Origin of the sequence: Devosia alba (genome assembly GCF_039938915.1) — a bacterium.
In the GTDB taxonomy this organism is placed as follows: Bacteria; Pseudomonadota; Alphaproteobacteria; order Rhizobiales; family Devosiaceae; genus Devosia; species Devosia alba.
Window position 1 is genome coordinate 148,591 of sequence record NZ_JBDUUI010000006.1, and the last position, 14,641, is coordinate 163,231.

Consider the following 14,641-nt stretch of genomic DNA (forward strand, 5'->3'; position numbering starts at 1 on the left):
ACCCCTACGTAAAGCACGGGCCAGCGCTTAAGGAGTAGTATTCTTTTAATACTGGAGACGCCGCTACCTTCACGCTGGGCATCGGAAGTCATTCGATCGACATCTGGCCCAGCAAGGATGGACAGGCCCGTTCTTGGTGCTGCAAGGAATTTCAATGCGACCCGCCACAGATAAACTGCCTTGGCGCCCGGCAACCTGGCGGAACACCCCTCAGTCGAATAGTGGATGGCAGGACAATTGCACAAACTCGTCGCCCTGATGCCGATGCGGCATTCCTCCGAACGTATCAAAGGCAAGAACTATCGGTCGTTTGGCGATGGCCGCCCGCTGTTCCAGCACATGCTGGACGTGCTGGTGAGCACGGATGGCATAGACCAGGTCGTTATCAATACCGACTCGCCGGTGGTCATGGAGATCTGCCAGCGCGACTATCCGCAGGTCATTGTGCTGGAGCGGCCCGAGCATCTGCGCGCCGGCACCACACCCATGAACAATGTGCTGATGCACGATGTCAGCATCGTCGACAGCGAGTTCTACCTGCAGACGCACTCGACCAATCCGCTGCTGTCGGCTGAAACGTTGAAGCGCGCCGTCGACACCTTCTTCGAGCATTACCCGATCAACGATTCATTGTTTTCGGTAACCCGTCTGCAGACACGGCTGTGGGATCAACTGGCGCGGGCGATCAACCACAACCCCGCTATCCTGCTGCGCACGCAGGATCTGCCGCCGATCTTCAACGAGAATTCGTGCCTCTATATCTTCGAAAAACGCACCCTGCTGGAGCGCCAGAACCGCATCGGCAATCGGCCGTTCATGCTGGAAATGGACCCGTTCGAGGCGCAAGACATCGACGAAGAAATCAACTTCCACGTCGCCGAGGCGATCTTTCGTTCTACCCGGATGAAGGGGTAGGCGATGAAAAAGCTCCTGGTCACGTGCGGGCACCTGCAGCGCCATATCGGCCGCTATGACGCGGAACTACGATCCCATGGCATCGAGCCCTGGGTGCCGACCCTTGCGGGGCAGCAGTTCGACGCCGCCGAAATGGCCGCGATGCTGCCCGAAGCTGACGCCGCCATTGCCGGCGATGACGACCTCAGTGGCCCGGTGCTGGAAGCGGGTGTCCGGGGGCGCCTGCGCGGTCTGGTCCGCTGGGGTATCGGCACGGACAATGTCGACAAGCCGGTGGCGACACGCCTCGGTCTGCCGGTGTTCAACACGCCGGGAATGTTCTCGAACGAAGTGGCGGACCTGGCCTTCGGTCACGTGCTCAACCTCGCCCGGCACATCCACAAGATGGACCGCGAGGTGCGGGCGGGGCGATGGACGCGTTATGAGGGGACCTCGCTGGCCGGCAAGACGCTGGGCGTCGTCGGGCTCGGGGGCATCGGCCGCGAAATCTGCCGCCGCGGCGCGGCGTTTGGCCTGCGTGTGACCGGATCGGATGTGGTGCCGATTGATCCGGCATTGCTCGCCGCGGTGGGCGCTGTGCAGCAGCCGTTCGAGACCGTGATAGGGCAGGCCGATATCATCATCGTGGCGTGCAACCTGACGGCGGAAAATACCCATCTGTTCAACGCCGAGGCCTTCGCACGGATGCGGCGGGGCGTGATGTTCGTCAATGTGGCCCGCGGGCCGATCGTGGCGGAAACCGCGCTGATCGCGGCGCTGCAATCGGGGCAGGTCGGTTCGGCCGGGCTCGACGTCTTCGAGGTGGAGCCCCTGCCCGCCGACAGCCCGTTGCGCGGCTTCGACAATTGCCTGTTTGGCACCCATTCGGGCTCGAGCACGGGTGAGGCTATCGAGCGGACCAACCGGATCAGCGTCGATATCGCCATGGCCATGCTCGGCATTGGCGCCGACCGGCTGGCCGGGTGGAACCGGGTGGCCTGACAGCCAAGTTATCCCCGGCCCTGGGCGCGCGCTTATGCTGGCTCGCATTGTCACTGATGCTGCGAGGGCCGCGATGCCAGACCGATTTGCCGACCATGCCCAGGGGCTGACCGCCCCTGCCGACCACGCCTTTGCCATCACGCCCCATGACGGCGCCGATCTGGACGAGGTCACGCGGGCGCTCTATGTGGGGAGCGGGGGAAACCTCGCCATTGTCTTTGCCGGCGGCAGCGAAGCCAGCCTGCTCAATGTGCAATCGGGCACGGTGCTGCCGGTCCGCTGCCGCCGCATCAAGGCCACCGGCACCACGGCCACCGATCTGGTGGGGTTGCTCTGATGCTGGGCAGCGCCATCAGCCTGGCCTCAGCCCGCGCTCCGATTGCGCCCTGGTGGCCCGCCGGGGCTCGCTACGCCGCCGATTTCACGCGCGGGCTCTATATGCGCGACGGCCAGCTCATCCCGGCGAGCCAGGCCTTCTCGTTCACCCGCGCCAGCAGCAAGATTGCCCAGGGGCGGGATGGCCGCTGGACCAGTTTCGGCGTCGATGTCCCGTGCATTACCGAGCGCGGCATCCTGCTCGAGCCGGAGCGCCAGAACACGGCGCTCAATTCGAGCTGGTTCGAACATTGGGGCCTGGTCCGGGCGGCGGTAACCCCGAACGGACGGCTGGGCATTGACGGAACGATGAGCGCCGATCTCATCACCGCGAGCTCCAGCAACATCAACGGCGCCTTCGCCGGCGCCAGCAGCCAGACCGTGGTGCCGGGCCTGCCCTACACCTTCTCGATGATCGTGGAGCGGGCAAACTCGGACTGGGTGGCGCTGATGGCCACGACCGCCGATTTTTTGCACCGGCAGACCGTATGGTTCAACCTGGCCACGGGGGCGGTGGGAAGCACGAGCGGCGTGGGGAGCGAGATCGTGCTCGCGGGAGCGGCGACGATTGAGGTGCTGGGGGCGGCGCAGTATCAGGTGGGGATGACGGTGAGCACCAGCGCAACGATCACGCCCGCGTTTCGACTTTACCTGTGTGATGGCAATGGCGCACTTGCAGTTAGCTTGGGTACCAACGTTTGGGCATTGCATGGGCAAGTTGAGGCCGGCGAGGTGGCAAGTTCTCCAATAATCACATTCGCAGACGTTCACGTACGTGCAGTAGACGTTTTGCTGTTGCAGGTGCCGACGAGCGCAGAGTTTGCCTCGTTGACCTTTGAGGATGGGCCAATTGAAGTCATCGATGGTACACAGCCCTATGAGGTGCCGACCTCCGTCCGACTTTGCCAGGCTTGGTGCACCTAGAATGGGCCGGGCCTAACAGCAACGGCTCTGGGGCCGACGAGCGCCGCGATTACATAGGAAGTCATCAATCCTCCGGCGTACGCCATCGCATAGCCCGTGACGGGCAAGTGGGGGACTAAAACCAAGGCCAGCAAAGCGGTCACACAAAGCGAGACTATAACAGACAAAATCGCAACCCATTCTCCGCCGCGCAAAAGTACTATCTGTCCGTACGCGCCAAATATGCTAATCAGACCGTATGTTGCAATCAGGACCTGCGCCCCTAGAACAGCTTCTTTAAAATCTGATCCAAACAGCATGTAGATTACCGGAGGGACCAGAATAATACCAATCCCTGCCACAGGGAGCCCGATTAGTCCGATACGTGATGACTGCCGAGCCACTTGCTGAACTTCACTTAGACTGCCTCTTCCTATTCTGGGGGAGTAGTACATAGCGAGACTACCGACACCTAGCTGCATCACCATCCCGAAGACCAGTGAAACTCGCACTACGCCAGCCGTCTCTACAGAGGACATAACTCCTGCAAGCAAGAGTGGCGTTTGGTTGAGAAGAATGTTTAACGCCCCTACGATGAAAAAGCGGAACCGCTCCGCAACACGCGGGCGACTAATTTGAACTCTTCTCCAAAAGTAAGGCGGCAGCCTGGCCTTGGCTCCGAATGTCAGCGCGGCCGCAGTGCTGAGAACCATCGCGGCTGCGTATAAAGTTGCCAACGGTGCGATCGTTAACCCCGTCATCGCAGCAATGACGAGAACGACGATATATATAGACTGCCGCATCCCTCCGGCTACGAACTCCGCCGTCACAAACCATCGCCGGGATCTCAGAGTTTCGCTCAACAAGAGTTCAAAAGCGAAGCCCATGCCGATGGGAGCAACCAGAACATATAGCCACTTGTCTGGATATGCCCGGACGGCCAAGGCCAACATCACAAGAACGAGCAGGACGGCTAATCCTCTAGCGGCGATGTCAATCGCCGTAGCTCCGAGAGCTCGCCGAACGCGCAGACGAGACCCCATAAGAAAAGTCCGACTGTGCTTACGAACATATATCGTCGAGCCAAAATCCAACACCGCCGCTACAAATGTAGCCGCGGCCAGAAGCAGAGATATAGTTCCGAAGTCAGATAGGGTAAGCACGCGCGAAGCAATGATGGTCGACGACATGACCAACAACGCTCCGGCCACCTTCCCACCAACCATCGATATCAGTGCCACAATAGGAGGCATGGCTAGCGATAATTATAGTACAAATTTGTAGCGAGACGCCGAACGGCGCTGAAAGCGCGGTGAGGCAGAGGCACACCCAAGATCGTTCTCTGGATACTCCACGCCTCGCTTATCCTCGACCATAGATTTCGATTGCTGACACTGGCGGTGTTGTTTGAAAATCTTGACACAACACGATCCCATAAAAGCGTTCGGGCAGTTTCCTCTAATTGCATCTCCGCCATCACGGCATAGTCTGCCGAGATCTTGTACCGCTCGTAGGGGTAACGGTGCCTCTGATGCGCTGCAAGGCTGAAAAATACCGATTGGTGTAGCGTGGGCTGGCCATGCCAGATGTACTCTAGGTTCCGAACGCGTCTCAAGAACACGCTTCCATTCTGGAACTCAATTAATGTGTGGCCATAGACTATTGTAGGCGCCTGCTGGCTCATAGAAAGAAGCTGAGCAAAATCAGCCAAGACGTGTGCATCCGCCAGTCCGTCCCCAGAGTTTATGAAGATGACATACTGACCGTGGGCTCTGGCTATTCCCTTGTTCATGGCGTCATAGAGACCGCAGTCGGGCTCCGATAACAAGTTGATGCAAGGCAGGGCTTCGCCATTTCTGCGAATAATGTCCACCGTTTCGTCTGTTGAAGCTCCGTCCACCACCACCAGCTCAAACTCACGGAACTCCTGTTGAGCTAAGGTGTCTAGCGTATCTTGAATGGTTTCAGCAGCATTGAATGTGACCGTTATAACGGTCACTAACGGCCCCGGAGCCTGCAATGCGGCGGCCCCTTTTCCTAAATCACGCATCATGACGTTCTTTCAAGGTGGCCAGCACGGAGTTACTGCTGGAAGCAACAGCTGATGGCCTTGAACAAACTACGAAGAAAACAATGATATAAAGAGGTATAGAAAACCCATGCATGAAGAGCGGGCTTAGTAGCGGCACGACCATTATGAATGCGCATATGTAGGTGGCGGCAAACTGCCCAAGACCGTCGGATCTATTTGCGGCCATTCGCCATACGCCTCCGAGGAGTGCAAACATAGCGAAACCAAATACTGGCGCACCTAAGCTGCCGAAATCGATGAACCAGTCTCGGTAGGAGGAGGCCCAAGGATTCGTACTGGGGCCGCGCAAACTCCAAAACTCAGTAATACCCGCTCGCACCGAAATCCAGTCCGTAAGACCAAACAGGTCCAAGATACTAAAATTATATGCCCCGAACGCATAAAGGCAGCGACAAGATTCATGCTCCCGCATAAACCTCTCAAAGAAGGTCAGTGTTGATGAAAAATAGCTAGCACTCGCCGCAATAATACCAGCAACACCCCCCGACCGATCACTCAAATTCAAAAGAAACGCAGATGGAAATTCTCCCGCAATATTTCTGTAATAATACGGAAATCTATCCGCAAGATCCGGAACCCTTTCAATAAAATATACATATAGAAAGTAATACAATCCTACCGCAGATAGAATTATAAACACAGAGAACATAAGATAATTTCTTTGGATGTTTCCGGCAACTGATCCGCTATGTTTTTGTAGCGACGCAAGAATTACAACAAACGAATAAAAGATAATTGCAGTTCTCGATGCATCGGAAAGAGCCAAAACCATGATGAGACAGAATGCCAGTAACGACCCGAAGTAGGCCAGGGATCTTGAACGCATCACGCTCCATGAAAGCGCAAATGGTATAGCGACATAGCTCGCAAGGTACACCAATGCGTCTAAAGCGGTAGCCGCTCCAAAACTCTCCCAGTGTTCGGCCCGGATTTCGGAAACGCTGGACGAAAGCAGCCTAGAAACATCGACAAAAAATTGCCCGGTACCCAGGTAGAGCAATATAAACGGGAGCGCGAAAAGGAAAAACAAGCGGCCCGATTGTAGTGCTGAAAGGCCTATGTTGACGCGCGTAAATTTTATTCTGGAACCCAAAGTCCACCCCAATATACTCGCACCAGCGGCCAAAAAATAGAATGTGAACCACCAATATTGAATAGCGGGATCGCGCTGAGATAGAGGCAATAGCCACAAGAGGCTGATGGCGAGTAGCACGCGGCGGTAAAGTACTATTGGGTCCCAAATGCCTTGGCGATGAATTCCAGACGTCGCGTGACGCGTTGCAGCCCAGAATACAGCGAGACAAAGCAAGTAAATTGGCATTCAGCAGCGGCCCTTTATAGTGCCGGGTTCAGCGGATGAGCTTCAGTATCTGAATCAGTGTTTGGCCATCTTTAAGTCTGCGCTGGCGGGTCATCTCAGTAACCTTATCCAGCGCGACATTCACCGCTACCACCGATAATCCTCCGAACATTAAAAACAGAGCTAGTAGGAGTGGGAGAAGTCGGTCATCGCTTACGATTTGTAGGAGTAGCCAAAAAGAACCAATGGCGAAGGCCGCTACACCGAAAGGAACTAGGAACTTGCGCAGCCTCCCGTTAAGCAAAAATTCCGCCAGGGGGCGTTTACCGACAACAATTGGTATGTCCATAGCCTCAGACTCGGTTGGAGTGAGTGGAGGTTCAGATGCCTCGGTCGAAAACCCGCCGATTTTAGGAAATACCATGAGTTTGCCGCCGACGGTGCCATCATAGATGTTACGGCCACCTACCCGGAACACCTCGCGTGCTACTGCGAAGTTTAGTTCAGACTCGACCAGATCAGGAAATTGCCAAATTACATTTTTTCCGAAGTAGCTTGGATCAAAATGATTGATATCGGGACCTTTGGCTGCCGACTCTAGGTGAGGCCGTCCCGAAGATGCAAAATTATGGTCCACGCCAAGCAGAACAACCTCAGAAAAACCAAGATGATACGCAAACTGCAAAGCGCAGTATGTTACTGTGGCTCCAGTGTACCAAGTATGATTTGATAGGTCGGTGTTGAAGCCGATGCCAGCCGCCGATTGCATAAATACCGTGCTGGAATCGGGTTCTATTGACGCGGCCGCCTTGCTGCTCAGCAGCTTCAGGCCGGGCTGTTGGACGATCTCTTTTCCGAACTGCCGTAGCACGTGATCATTGACGCAACATATTGCACTGGTGGCATATCCCATATCTGGGAATTTGAGATATATTCGGTTGAGGCCAATCGTAAATTCGTTCTTTAGATTGTCCAATCGGGTCTTGTTTAAGCTAGGGCCATTTCCCAAAATGAAGCATTGGCGCCCTTGGTAGCGTCCGGCTAGTTCAGCAAGATTTTGCATTGATGGCTCGCTACTGGAGAAGGCAGTTGTCACGGTCTGATCAATTGAAACCACGATCTGTTCCTAGCTCTTATATTCGATGTTGGCCGTGAGCGTCGAAGGTGTCCCGTTCGAGCTGACTGCGGCACTGTCGGGTTGCGTTTCTGCGGGATAGTAAAACCGCTCCCGCAGCGCCCCGTCCACCGCGCCCGGGGCGGCGTGGCCGCGCCAGGTGCCGTAGAACTGGTTGAAGCGGAACAGGGCGATCTCGGCCCATTGCTGGCGCAGCTGGCGCTGGCGGGCGGCGGCCTTGAGGTCGGACACGATATTGGACGTGGTCAGGCCGACGAAATCGGCCAGGCCGAAGCGGATCGAGGGTTCGATCTGGCGCAGGGCCATGGCCTCGCGGCGGTAGCGGTTGCGGATGCGCGACCAGGTCTCTTCATGCACATGGGCAATAGCGGCTTCGGCGACATAGGCGATATGGCCACCCTGCTGGCGGGCCAGCCGGGCCCAGGCCAGATCCTCCAGCCCGGTCAGCACCTCGTCATAGCGCCGCTCCTGCCAGCCCTGACGGCGGATGGCGCAATTGGCGTTGTTGCAGAAATTGTGCGGCTGGCGGCGCGTGGAAACGGCGGGAAACCAGGCCTCGAACACCTGATGCTCGGAAAACCTCGTGCACTCATTGCCAACCTGGCGCCCATAGGACAGCGCCACCTGCGGATCGGCCAATGGCGCCACCAGGTGTTCGAGCCAATCCTTGCGCAGCGGATAGACATGGGCGCTGGCGAACACCAGGATATCGCCGCTTGCCGCCGCGCAGCCCCGGTTCAGCGCCCGCCCGAAGGAGAACTCCTCCTTGGCGATATGCACGATGCGGGCGCCGCCACGCTCGGCAAGGGCAACCGTGTGATCGGTCGAGCCGGAATCCACCAGGATCACCTCGACATCGTCCAGCGTCTGCGAGCGGATGCCGGTCAGCAGCTTGGCGATGTGCTTTTCTTCGTTGTAGGAGCGGATGACAACAGAAACGGCCGGCATGGATCAGGCTCCCCGCGCGTCGCGGGCCGGCGCAGCGGCCATGGCCCGGTTTTCAAACAGCAGATCGGCCTGGGTCGGGCCATAGCTGGGCGATTGCACCACATTATAGACGCCGCGCAGCGCAAAACCGGCGTCATCGAGCATGCGGATCAGTTCACCGGCCAGCGGCTGACCGGCGTAGAGTTCGACAAAGGCCACCTCGGCATAGACATGGCGAATGGCGCCATAGAGACCGCTGGCGCCGGTAATCACCCGGGCCTCGGCGCCCTGTACGTCGATCTTAAGCAGGGTGGTGCCCTGCAGCGTTTCGGGCTGCAGCACCTCATCGAGGCGGCGCAGCTGCACGGTCTGCGTGCTGGCTTCGGCGACGCTGAAGGCCCTGGTCTGGCCGGCGCCAATGGGCAGAAGCGACGAGCTGTCCGGCCGATCGGCGACGTGGAAGGTCGCTTCGCCGGCCGCCTCGGCCAGGGCAAAGCGATGCAACGTCACCCGGCTGTCGCTGCCCAGATTGCGCACGAACAGGTCGGCTTCGCTTGCCAGCGGTTCGAAGGACACGACGCGGCTGGCGCCGGCGGCGAGGGCGGCCAGGGCGAACTGGCCCTTATTGCCCCCCACATCGATCACCGTATCGGGCCGGATGCGCTGCAGCATCTGCATATGCTCGACGGCCGCAGCGGTGCGCGTCGCGATCAAGGCCGGCCAGGTCGCGGGATAAAGGGCCAGGGCCCCGAGTTTGGCAAGGCGGCTCATAGGTCGGCCTCGGCGCGCTTCTGAATATAGATCATCAGAACGGCCCCCATGGGCGACGGAGTGAGCCAGAACATGAGCTGCGCCAGGCGCCACATGAACACCGACTTGCCAAAATAGGCGGGCTCGTTGGTGTGGCAGTGAATGTAGACCTTCCAATGCCCGGGATCGAAATGACGCTCGATGTCCCGCCGTGTATTGAGCAGATAGTGCGTGGGAAACACGTCCTTCTGTTCGCGATCGGGCTGGGCCCACCCAAGCACGAGATCGTGCAGCCTTTCCGGTATCAAGCGTGCGGCGACGCTGATGTATCCCCACTTGTTCGGCGTTCTGGCGCAAAACCAGCCGCCGGGTTTGAGCACACGGTGAACCTCGCGGCTAAAGGCAGCCGGATCGGGGATGTGTTCCAGGGTCCAGTCGGCGAAGGCGACATCGACGCTGGCATCGGGCAGAGGGAACTTGTTGTCCTTGATCAGATGGGCCTCATCGAGGGCCGGATTGGTCAGGACGACCTCGTCGACGTCCAGCCCGATCATCCTGGCGACCCGTCCCTTGAAGCCGATGAGGTGGCGACGGTAGGCAGAGGGGTCCTCGATATGGTTCTGGCCGCGGCCGGCGCCGATGTCGAGCACGGTATCGGTCGGCTGCACCAGCGCATTCACCCGCTGGTAAAAATGCACGATGCCATCGACGCGGCTGAAGCCACCGACGTCAACTTCGGGGTAGATGATCTGCATGATGCCGCGGGGCCCGGCGGCATCCCGCTCAGTGGTCTGGTCCTTGGTCGCCATGGCTTGAGCCTGGTGTGTCTGGGTCATCACGCGCTCCGGAACTCGGTCGCGAGCCCTGTCAATGCATGCAGGGCACGGTCGAAATTGGCGAAGATGGATGCCGGGCTCCATCGTTCCAGGGCCCGGGCATAGGCGGCTTGGGAGAATTCATGCCGCAGATCGGCGTCGTTGAGCAATTGCTCGATGGCAGCGGCAAACTGCTCGGCATCCTGGGGCGGGGTGGCGATGCCGCAACCATCGATCTCAATTGCCAGGTCGGAGCCGGGAGCGGCAGTGGCAATCACCGGACGGCCCGAGGCCAACATATTGGTGAGCTTTGAGGGCAGGACGGCGCCTGCCGCGCCGGCAAGCTGAGGCAGCAGGTGCACCGTGGCCAGCGCGAGCAGCTCGTTCAGTTCCGAATGCGGCTCAAGGCCATGAAACTGCAGATTGGTCAGGCCCGCAGCCTGTGTCTCGAGGTTGGCCCGGCTGGTCCCGTCGCCGCAGATGACAAAGGTCAGGTCGGTCCGATGCGCCAACCGCCGAGCCGCTTGCACGATAATCTCCAGCCCCTGCTTGTTGGCGATATTGCCGGAGTAAAGCGCAACATAGGGGGTGGTGATACCCCAGCGTTGGCGAAAGGCCGATGGTCGACGTAGCGGCGCAATATTGCCCAGATCGGCCCAGTTGCGGAATTCAAAGATGCGGTCGGCCGCTACACCCTTGTGGTGAAGCTTGCGGCACATCTGCGGGGAAATCGTGCTGACCGTGTCGAAGCTGCCCAAAATGCCGCGCTCGACGGCCCGGGCCAGGCGGACGAGTGAACCGGAGCCGGAAACCAGCCCGGTACCAATGGCGGCGTCGATCTCGAAGTCCTGAATATGCAGCCATGCCTTGGCCCCGCACAGCCGCGCTGCGATGCGTGCAACCGGCGCGGCAGCCAGCGCTGGCGCCACCGCAACAACGATGTCGGGGCGTCTGGTGAGCGCGGCCCAGAGGGTCGGGAACAAGCTGGTCAGGGCAAAGCTCAGATAGTGCAGGATGCGGCGTGCTGCACCTGGCCGGGAGGGTACATAGTGCGGGCAACGCGTGATGCGCACGCCGTTTTCCACGGTTGCGCTGTACCAGAAGCGGGAATAGCCCGGCCGGACGCGCCACTCCGGATAATAAGGCTGGCCGGCCACAACCTCGACCTGATGACCACGCTCAGTCAGAATCTCGGCCATCCCGGCGGTGTAGACCGCGATGCCGACACGCTCCGGCGCGTAGTTGAGTCCGAGAATGAGGACCTTCACGGGACTGGTTCCTCGGCCAGGTTTTCGAGAAACCACTGATACGTCGCGGCCAGACCCTGCCGCAGGCCGATGCGCGGCTGCCAGCCGAGGGCACGGAGCTTGTCGGCGCTCATCAGTTTGCGCGGCGTACCGTTCTTCTTGCTCAGGTCGTGGACGATCTCGCCTTGGAAGCCCACCACATCGCAGACCATCTCGGTCAGGGCCAGAATGGTCAGATCCTCGCCCGAGCCGACATTGACATGTTCGTCGCCGGAATAGGTCTTGAGCAGAAAGACCAGTGCGTCCGCACAATCGTCGGCGTGCAGGAATTCGCGCCGCGGCGTGCCAGTGCCCCAGACGACGAGCTGGCGATCCCCGTGCAATTTGGCTTCATGAGCCTTGCGCATCAACGCCGGCACGACGTGGCTTGAGTGAAGATCAAAATTGTCGCCCGGCCCATAGAGATTGGTGGGCATGGCCGATATGTAGTCGCGCCCATATTGGCGCCGATACGCCTGGGCCAGCTTGATGCCGGCGATCTTGGCAATGGCGTACCATTCGTTGGTTTCTTCGAGCGGGCCTGTGAGCAGGGCGCTCTCCTGGATCGGCTGCGGCGCAAGCTTTGGATAGATGCAACTCGATCCCAGAAACAGGAGGCGCCCGACATCATTGGCATGAGCGGCAGCCACGATATTGGCCTCCATCATGAGATTGTCGTACAGGAAATCGGCCGGATAGGTCTCGTTGGCGAGAATGCCGCCGACCTTGGCCGCTGCCATGACGATCGCATCGGGCCGCGTATCGCGCAGGAAGACTTCCACTTCGGCCTGGCGTTTGAGGTCGACAGCGTCGCGCCCAGCCGTGATCACCGTACAGTCTTCACGGGCCAGACGCCGCACGACGGCACTGCCAACCATGCCCCGGTGACCGGCGACCCAGACCGACTTGCCCGCGAGGTCATACATCGATCAGGCTTCCTTCATCACGGCGTCGGTCTGCATGACCTCAAGGTCGGCCTGAACCATTTCGCGTGCCAGATCACGGATCGGGGTCGTATGGACCCAGCCCAGCTTTTCCCTGGCCTTGGTCGGATCGCCCAGCAGCAATTCCACCTCGGTGGGACGGAAATAGCGTGGATCCACGGCGACCAGCTCCCGGCCGGTTGCCGCATCGACGCCCTTTTCCGCGATCCCGGTGCCGCGCCATTCCAGCGTGACGCCGATCTCCTCAAAGGCCCATTGCACGAAATCGCGGACGGCAGTGGTGACGCCGGTGGCCAGCACATAGTCGTCGGCAACGTCCTGCTGCAGCATGCGCCACATGCCTTCCACATATTCCCTGGCATGGCCCCAGTCGCGCTTGGCGTCGAGATTGCCGAGATAGAGCCGTTCCTGCTTGCCCAGCTTGATGGCCGCGACGGCGCGGGTGATCTTGCGCGTAACGAAGGTCTCGCCGCGCAGGGGGCTCTCATGGTTGAAGAGGATGCCGTTGCTGGCATGCATGCCATAGGCCTCGCGGTAGTTTACCACGATCCAGTAGGCATAGAGCTTGGCAGCGGCATAGGGCGAGCGCGGATAAAACGGCGTGGTTTCGCGCTGCGGCGTTTCCTGCACCAGGCCGTACAGTTCGGAGGTCGAGGCCTGATAGAAGCGGGACTTTTTCTCGAGGCCCAGTATGCGGATCGCCTCCAACAGGCGCAGCGTGCCGATGCCATCAGCATTGGCAGTATATTCGGGGGTTTCGAACGACACCTGAACGTGGCTCTGGGCTGCCAGATTGTAGATCTCATCGGGCTGCGTTTCCTGAACGACGCGAATGAGATTGGTCGAGTCGATCATGTCGCCATAGTGCAGAACAAGCCGGGGGTCGGTTTCGTGCGGGTCCTGGTAGATATCTTCGATGCGGCCGGTGTTGAATGAAGACGACCGACGCTTGATGCCGTGGACGATATACCCCTTGTCCAGCAGAAGCCGCGAAAGATAGGCGCCGTCCTGGCCAGTGATGCCGGTAACCAAAGCTACTTTTCTCAAGGTCATTCAGTTCTTATCCAACAAACATTTATGACAATATGATGGAACTGCGCAATGTACCTCGTCCACTGTAGAGTGACGAAAGCCTGTTCGATCAATACACTAAAACTGCGAGCGAGCGGAGGGTATAATTGCATTGGTGGCTTGCGCCATCGTCACGTATCATGGCTGTGGTGTCGTTTCCGGCAGGTTGGGTTCTGCGGCGGTGATGGCATTGTCCAATCTTCGCCTGCATTTGACCCGGCGCCGCATGCAGGAAACCCGCCACGGTCATGATTGTCGGTCGGGGTTGTGAAAGTCCTGGCGCTCCGTCAATACTGGGACTGGCAGCACGGCGCGATTGACTGTATCGCGCTCGGGGATGGATCGATGTTTGGCATGTTTGGACGCGGGCATGCGTCGCCCGGCGCAAATCCACTTGGTGTACATCTGTCCCAGCCACCGGCAGTGATTTACGCCATTGGCGATATTCACGGGTGTCTCGACAAGCTCAAGCATCTTGAGGCCCGCATCGTCGCCGATGCCGAGTCTGTTGCAGGCGAAAAGCTCATCATCACCCTGGGTGATTATGTTGACAGAGGTCCCGCTTCGGCGCGCACGCTTGAGTGGCTGATGCGTCCCGCGCCGCGCGGCTTCCGGCGCATTTGTCTGCGTGGGAACCACGAAGCGGCGTTTCTCGCGGCCATCGGCAAGCCTGCCGCCTGCGGGGAATGGCTAAGCTGGGGTGGCCGGGAGACGCTGGCGTCCTATGGTGTCGATCCCGACAATTTCGAGCGGCTTTCGGGCCCGGCGCGCGGACTGGTTCTGCAATCGGTTGTTCCCCAGGAGCAGATCGCCTTTATGGCCAATTGCCCCTATTACGTATCGACGAATGGCTTTGTCTTTGTTCACGCGGGCATCAGGCCCGGCGTTGCGCTGGAGCGGCAACGGGCCGAAGATCTGCTGTGGATCCGCGAGCCCTTCCTGTCGCAGGCCCATGGCTTGCCGATGGTTGTGGTGCATGGCCACACACCGATGGCCCAACCGAGCATCACCGACTATCGCATCGGGATCGATACGGGCGCCTATGACGGCGGGCCACTGACGGCGGTGAAAATCCAGCCGTCCGGGCAGCTGACTTTTTTCACCGATCACTAACATCCGTTCAGCACGCTGTGGGGCGTTTCACGGC

Annotated in this window: 15 protein-coding genes; 5 read left to right on the forward strand and 10 right to left on the reverse strand. The window is 59.2% G+C overall.

Features of this window, described 5'->3' with window-relative positions:
- Nucleotides 1–237 precede the first annotated feature (237 nt).
- From ABFY71_RS10965 to ABFY71_RS10980, 4 genes are all read left to right on the forward strand, one after another.
- Nucleotides 238–915, forward strand: coding sequence for an acylneuraminate cytidylyltransferase family protein (locus tag ABFY71_RS10965; protein WP_347946018.1), 678 nt, complete (start codon nt 238–240; stop codon nt 913–915).
- A gap of 3 nt (nt 916–918) precedes the next feature.
- Complete coding sequence (locus tag ABFY71_RS10970) at nt 919–1,896, forward strand: NAD(P)-dependent oxidoreductase (protein ID WP_347946019.1); 978 nt, start codon at nt 919–921, stop codon at nt 1,894–1,896.
- A gap of 73 nt (nt 1,897–1,969) precedes the next feature.
- Nucleotides 1,970–2,233, forward strand: coding sequence for a spike base protein, RCAP_Rcc01079 family (locus tag ABFY71_RS10975; RefSeq protein ID WP_347946020.1), 264 nt, complete (start codon nt 1,970–1,972; stop codon nt 2,231–2,233).
- Complete coding sequence (locus ABFY71_RS10980) at nt 2,233–3,195, forward strand: phage head spike fiber domain-containing protein (protein WP_347946022.1); 963 nt, start codon at nt 2,233–2,235, stop codon at nt 3,193–3,195. The genes ABFY71_RS10975 and ABFY71_RS10980 overlap by 1 nt, the downstream gene beginning before the upstream one ends.
- Here ABFY71_RS10980 and ABFY71_RS10985 read toward each other — a convergent pair.
- The 10 genes from ABFY71_RS10985 to gmd all read right to left on the reverse strand — a co-directional run bounded on the left by ABFY71_RS10985 (nt 3,192) and on the right by gmd (nt 13,476).
- On the reverse strand, nt 3,192–4,364 hold the full coding sequence (locus ABFY71_RS10985; RefSeq protein ID WP_347946024.1) for an MATE family efflux transporter: 1,173 nt from the start codon (nt 4,362–4,364) through the stop codon (nt 3,192–3,194). The two genes, ABFY71_RS10980 and ABFY71_RS10985, sit on opposite strands and share 4 nt — an antisense overlap.
- Before the next feature lie 65 nt (nt 4,365–4,429).
- Complete coding sequence (locus tag ABFY71_RS10990; RefSeq protein WP_347946025.1) at nt 4,430–5,227, reverse strand: glycosyltransferase family 2 protein; 798 nt, start codon at nt 5,225–5,227, stop codon at nt 4,430–4,432.
- Nucleotides 5,217–6,587 (reverse strand): hypothetical protein, encoded by a 1,371-nt coding sequence (locus tag ABFY71_RS10995; protein ID WP_347946026.1) that lies wholly within the window; start codon nt 6,585–6,587, stop codon nt 5,217–5,219. Before ABFY71_RS10995 ends, ABFY71_RS10990 begins: the two co-directional genes overlap by 11 nt.
- A 28-nt stretch (nt 6,588–6,615) precedes the next feature.
- A complete protein-coding gene (locus ABFY71_RS11000) occupies nt 6,616–7,683 on the reverse strand; it encodes a 6-hydroxymethylpterin diphosphokinase MptE-like protein (protein ID WP_347946027.1) in 1,068 nt (355 codons plus the stop codon).
- Between the two features lie 9 nt (nt 7,684–7,692).
- Nucleotides 7,693–8,649 (reverse strand): glycosyltransferase family 2 protein, encoded by a 957-nt coding sequence (locus ABFY71_RS11005; RefSeq protein ID WP_347946028.1) that lies wholly within the window; start codon nt 8,647–8,649, stop codon nt 7,693–7,695.
- Nucleotides 8,650–8,652: 3 nt separating this feature from the next.
- Nucleotides 8,653–9,399, reverse strand: a complete 747-nt coding sequence (locus ABFY71_RS11010; RefSeq protein WP_347946029.1) for an FkbM family methyltransferase — start codon at nt 9,397–9,399, stop codon at nt 8,653–8,655.
- Nucleotides 9,396–10,187: a class I SAM-dependent methyltransferase gene (locus ABFY71_RS11015; RefSeq protein ID WP_347946030.1), complete on the reverse strand. Its 792-nt coding sequence runs from the start codon at nt 10,185–10,187 to the stop codon at nt 9,396–9,398. The genes ABFY71_RS11010 and ABFY71_RS11015 overlap by 4 nt, the downstream gene beginning before the upstream one ends.
- 26 nt (nt 10,188–10,213) lie before the next feature.
- On the reverse strand, nt 10,214–11,461 hold the full coding sequence (locus ABFY71_RS11020) for a WcaI family glycosyltransferase (RefSeq protein ID WP_347946031.1): 1,248 nt from the start codon (nt 11,459–11,461) through the stop codon (nt 10,214–10,216).
- A complete protein-coding gene (fcl, locus tag ABFY71_RS11025) occupies nt 11,458–12,405 on the reverse strand; it encodes a GDP-L-fucose synthase (RefSeq protein WP_347946032.1) in 948 nt (315 codons plus the stop codon). Before fcl ends, ABFY71_RS11020 begins: the two co-directional genes overlap by 4 nt.
- Before the next feature lie 3 nt (nt 12,406–12,408).
- The gene (gene gmd, locus ABFY71_RS11030) at nt 12,409–13,476 is read right to left on the reverse strand and encodes a GDP-mannose 4,6-dehydratase (protein ID WP_347946033.1); all 1,068 of its coding nucleotides are present in this window, start codon (nt 13,474–13,476) and stop codon (nt 12,409–12,411) included.
- A gap of 363 nt (nt 13,477–13,839) precedes the next feature.
- On the opposite strand from gmd, the gene ABFY71_RS11035 reads away from it, so the two are divergent.
- Entirely contained in the window at nt 13,840–14,607 is a 768-nt protein-coding gene (locus ABFY71_RS11035; RefSeq protein ID WP_347946034.1) for a metallophosphoesterase family protein, read from the forward strand.
- Nucleotides 14,608–14,641 lie beyond the last annotated feature (34 nt).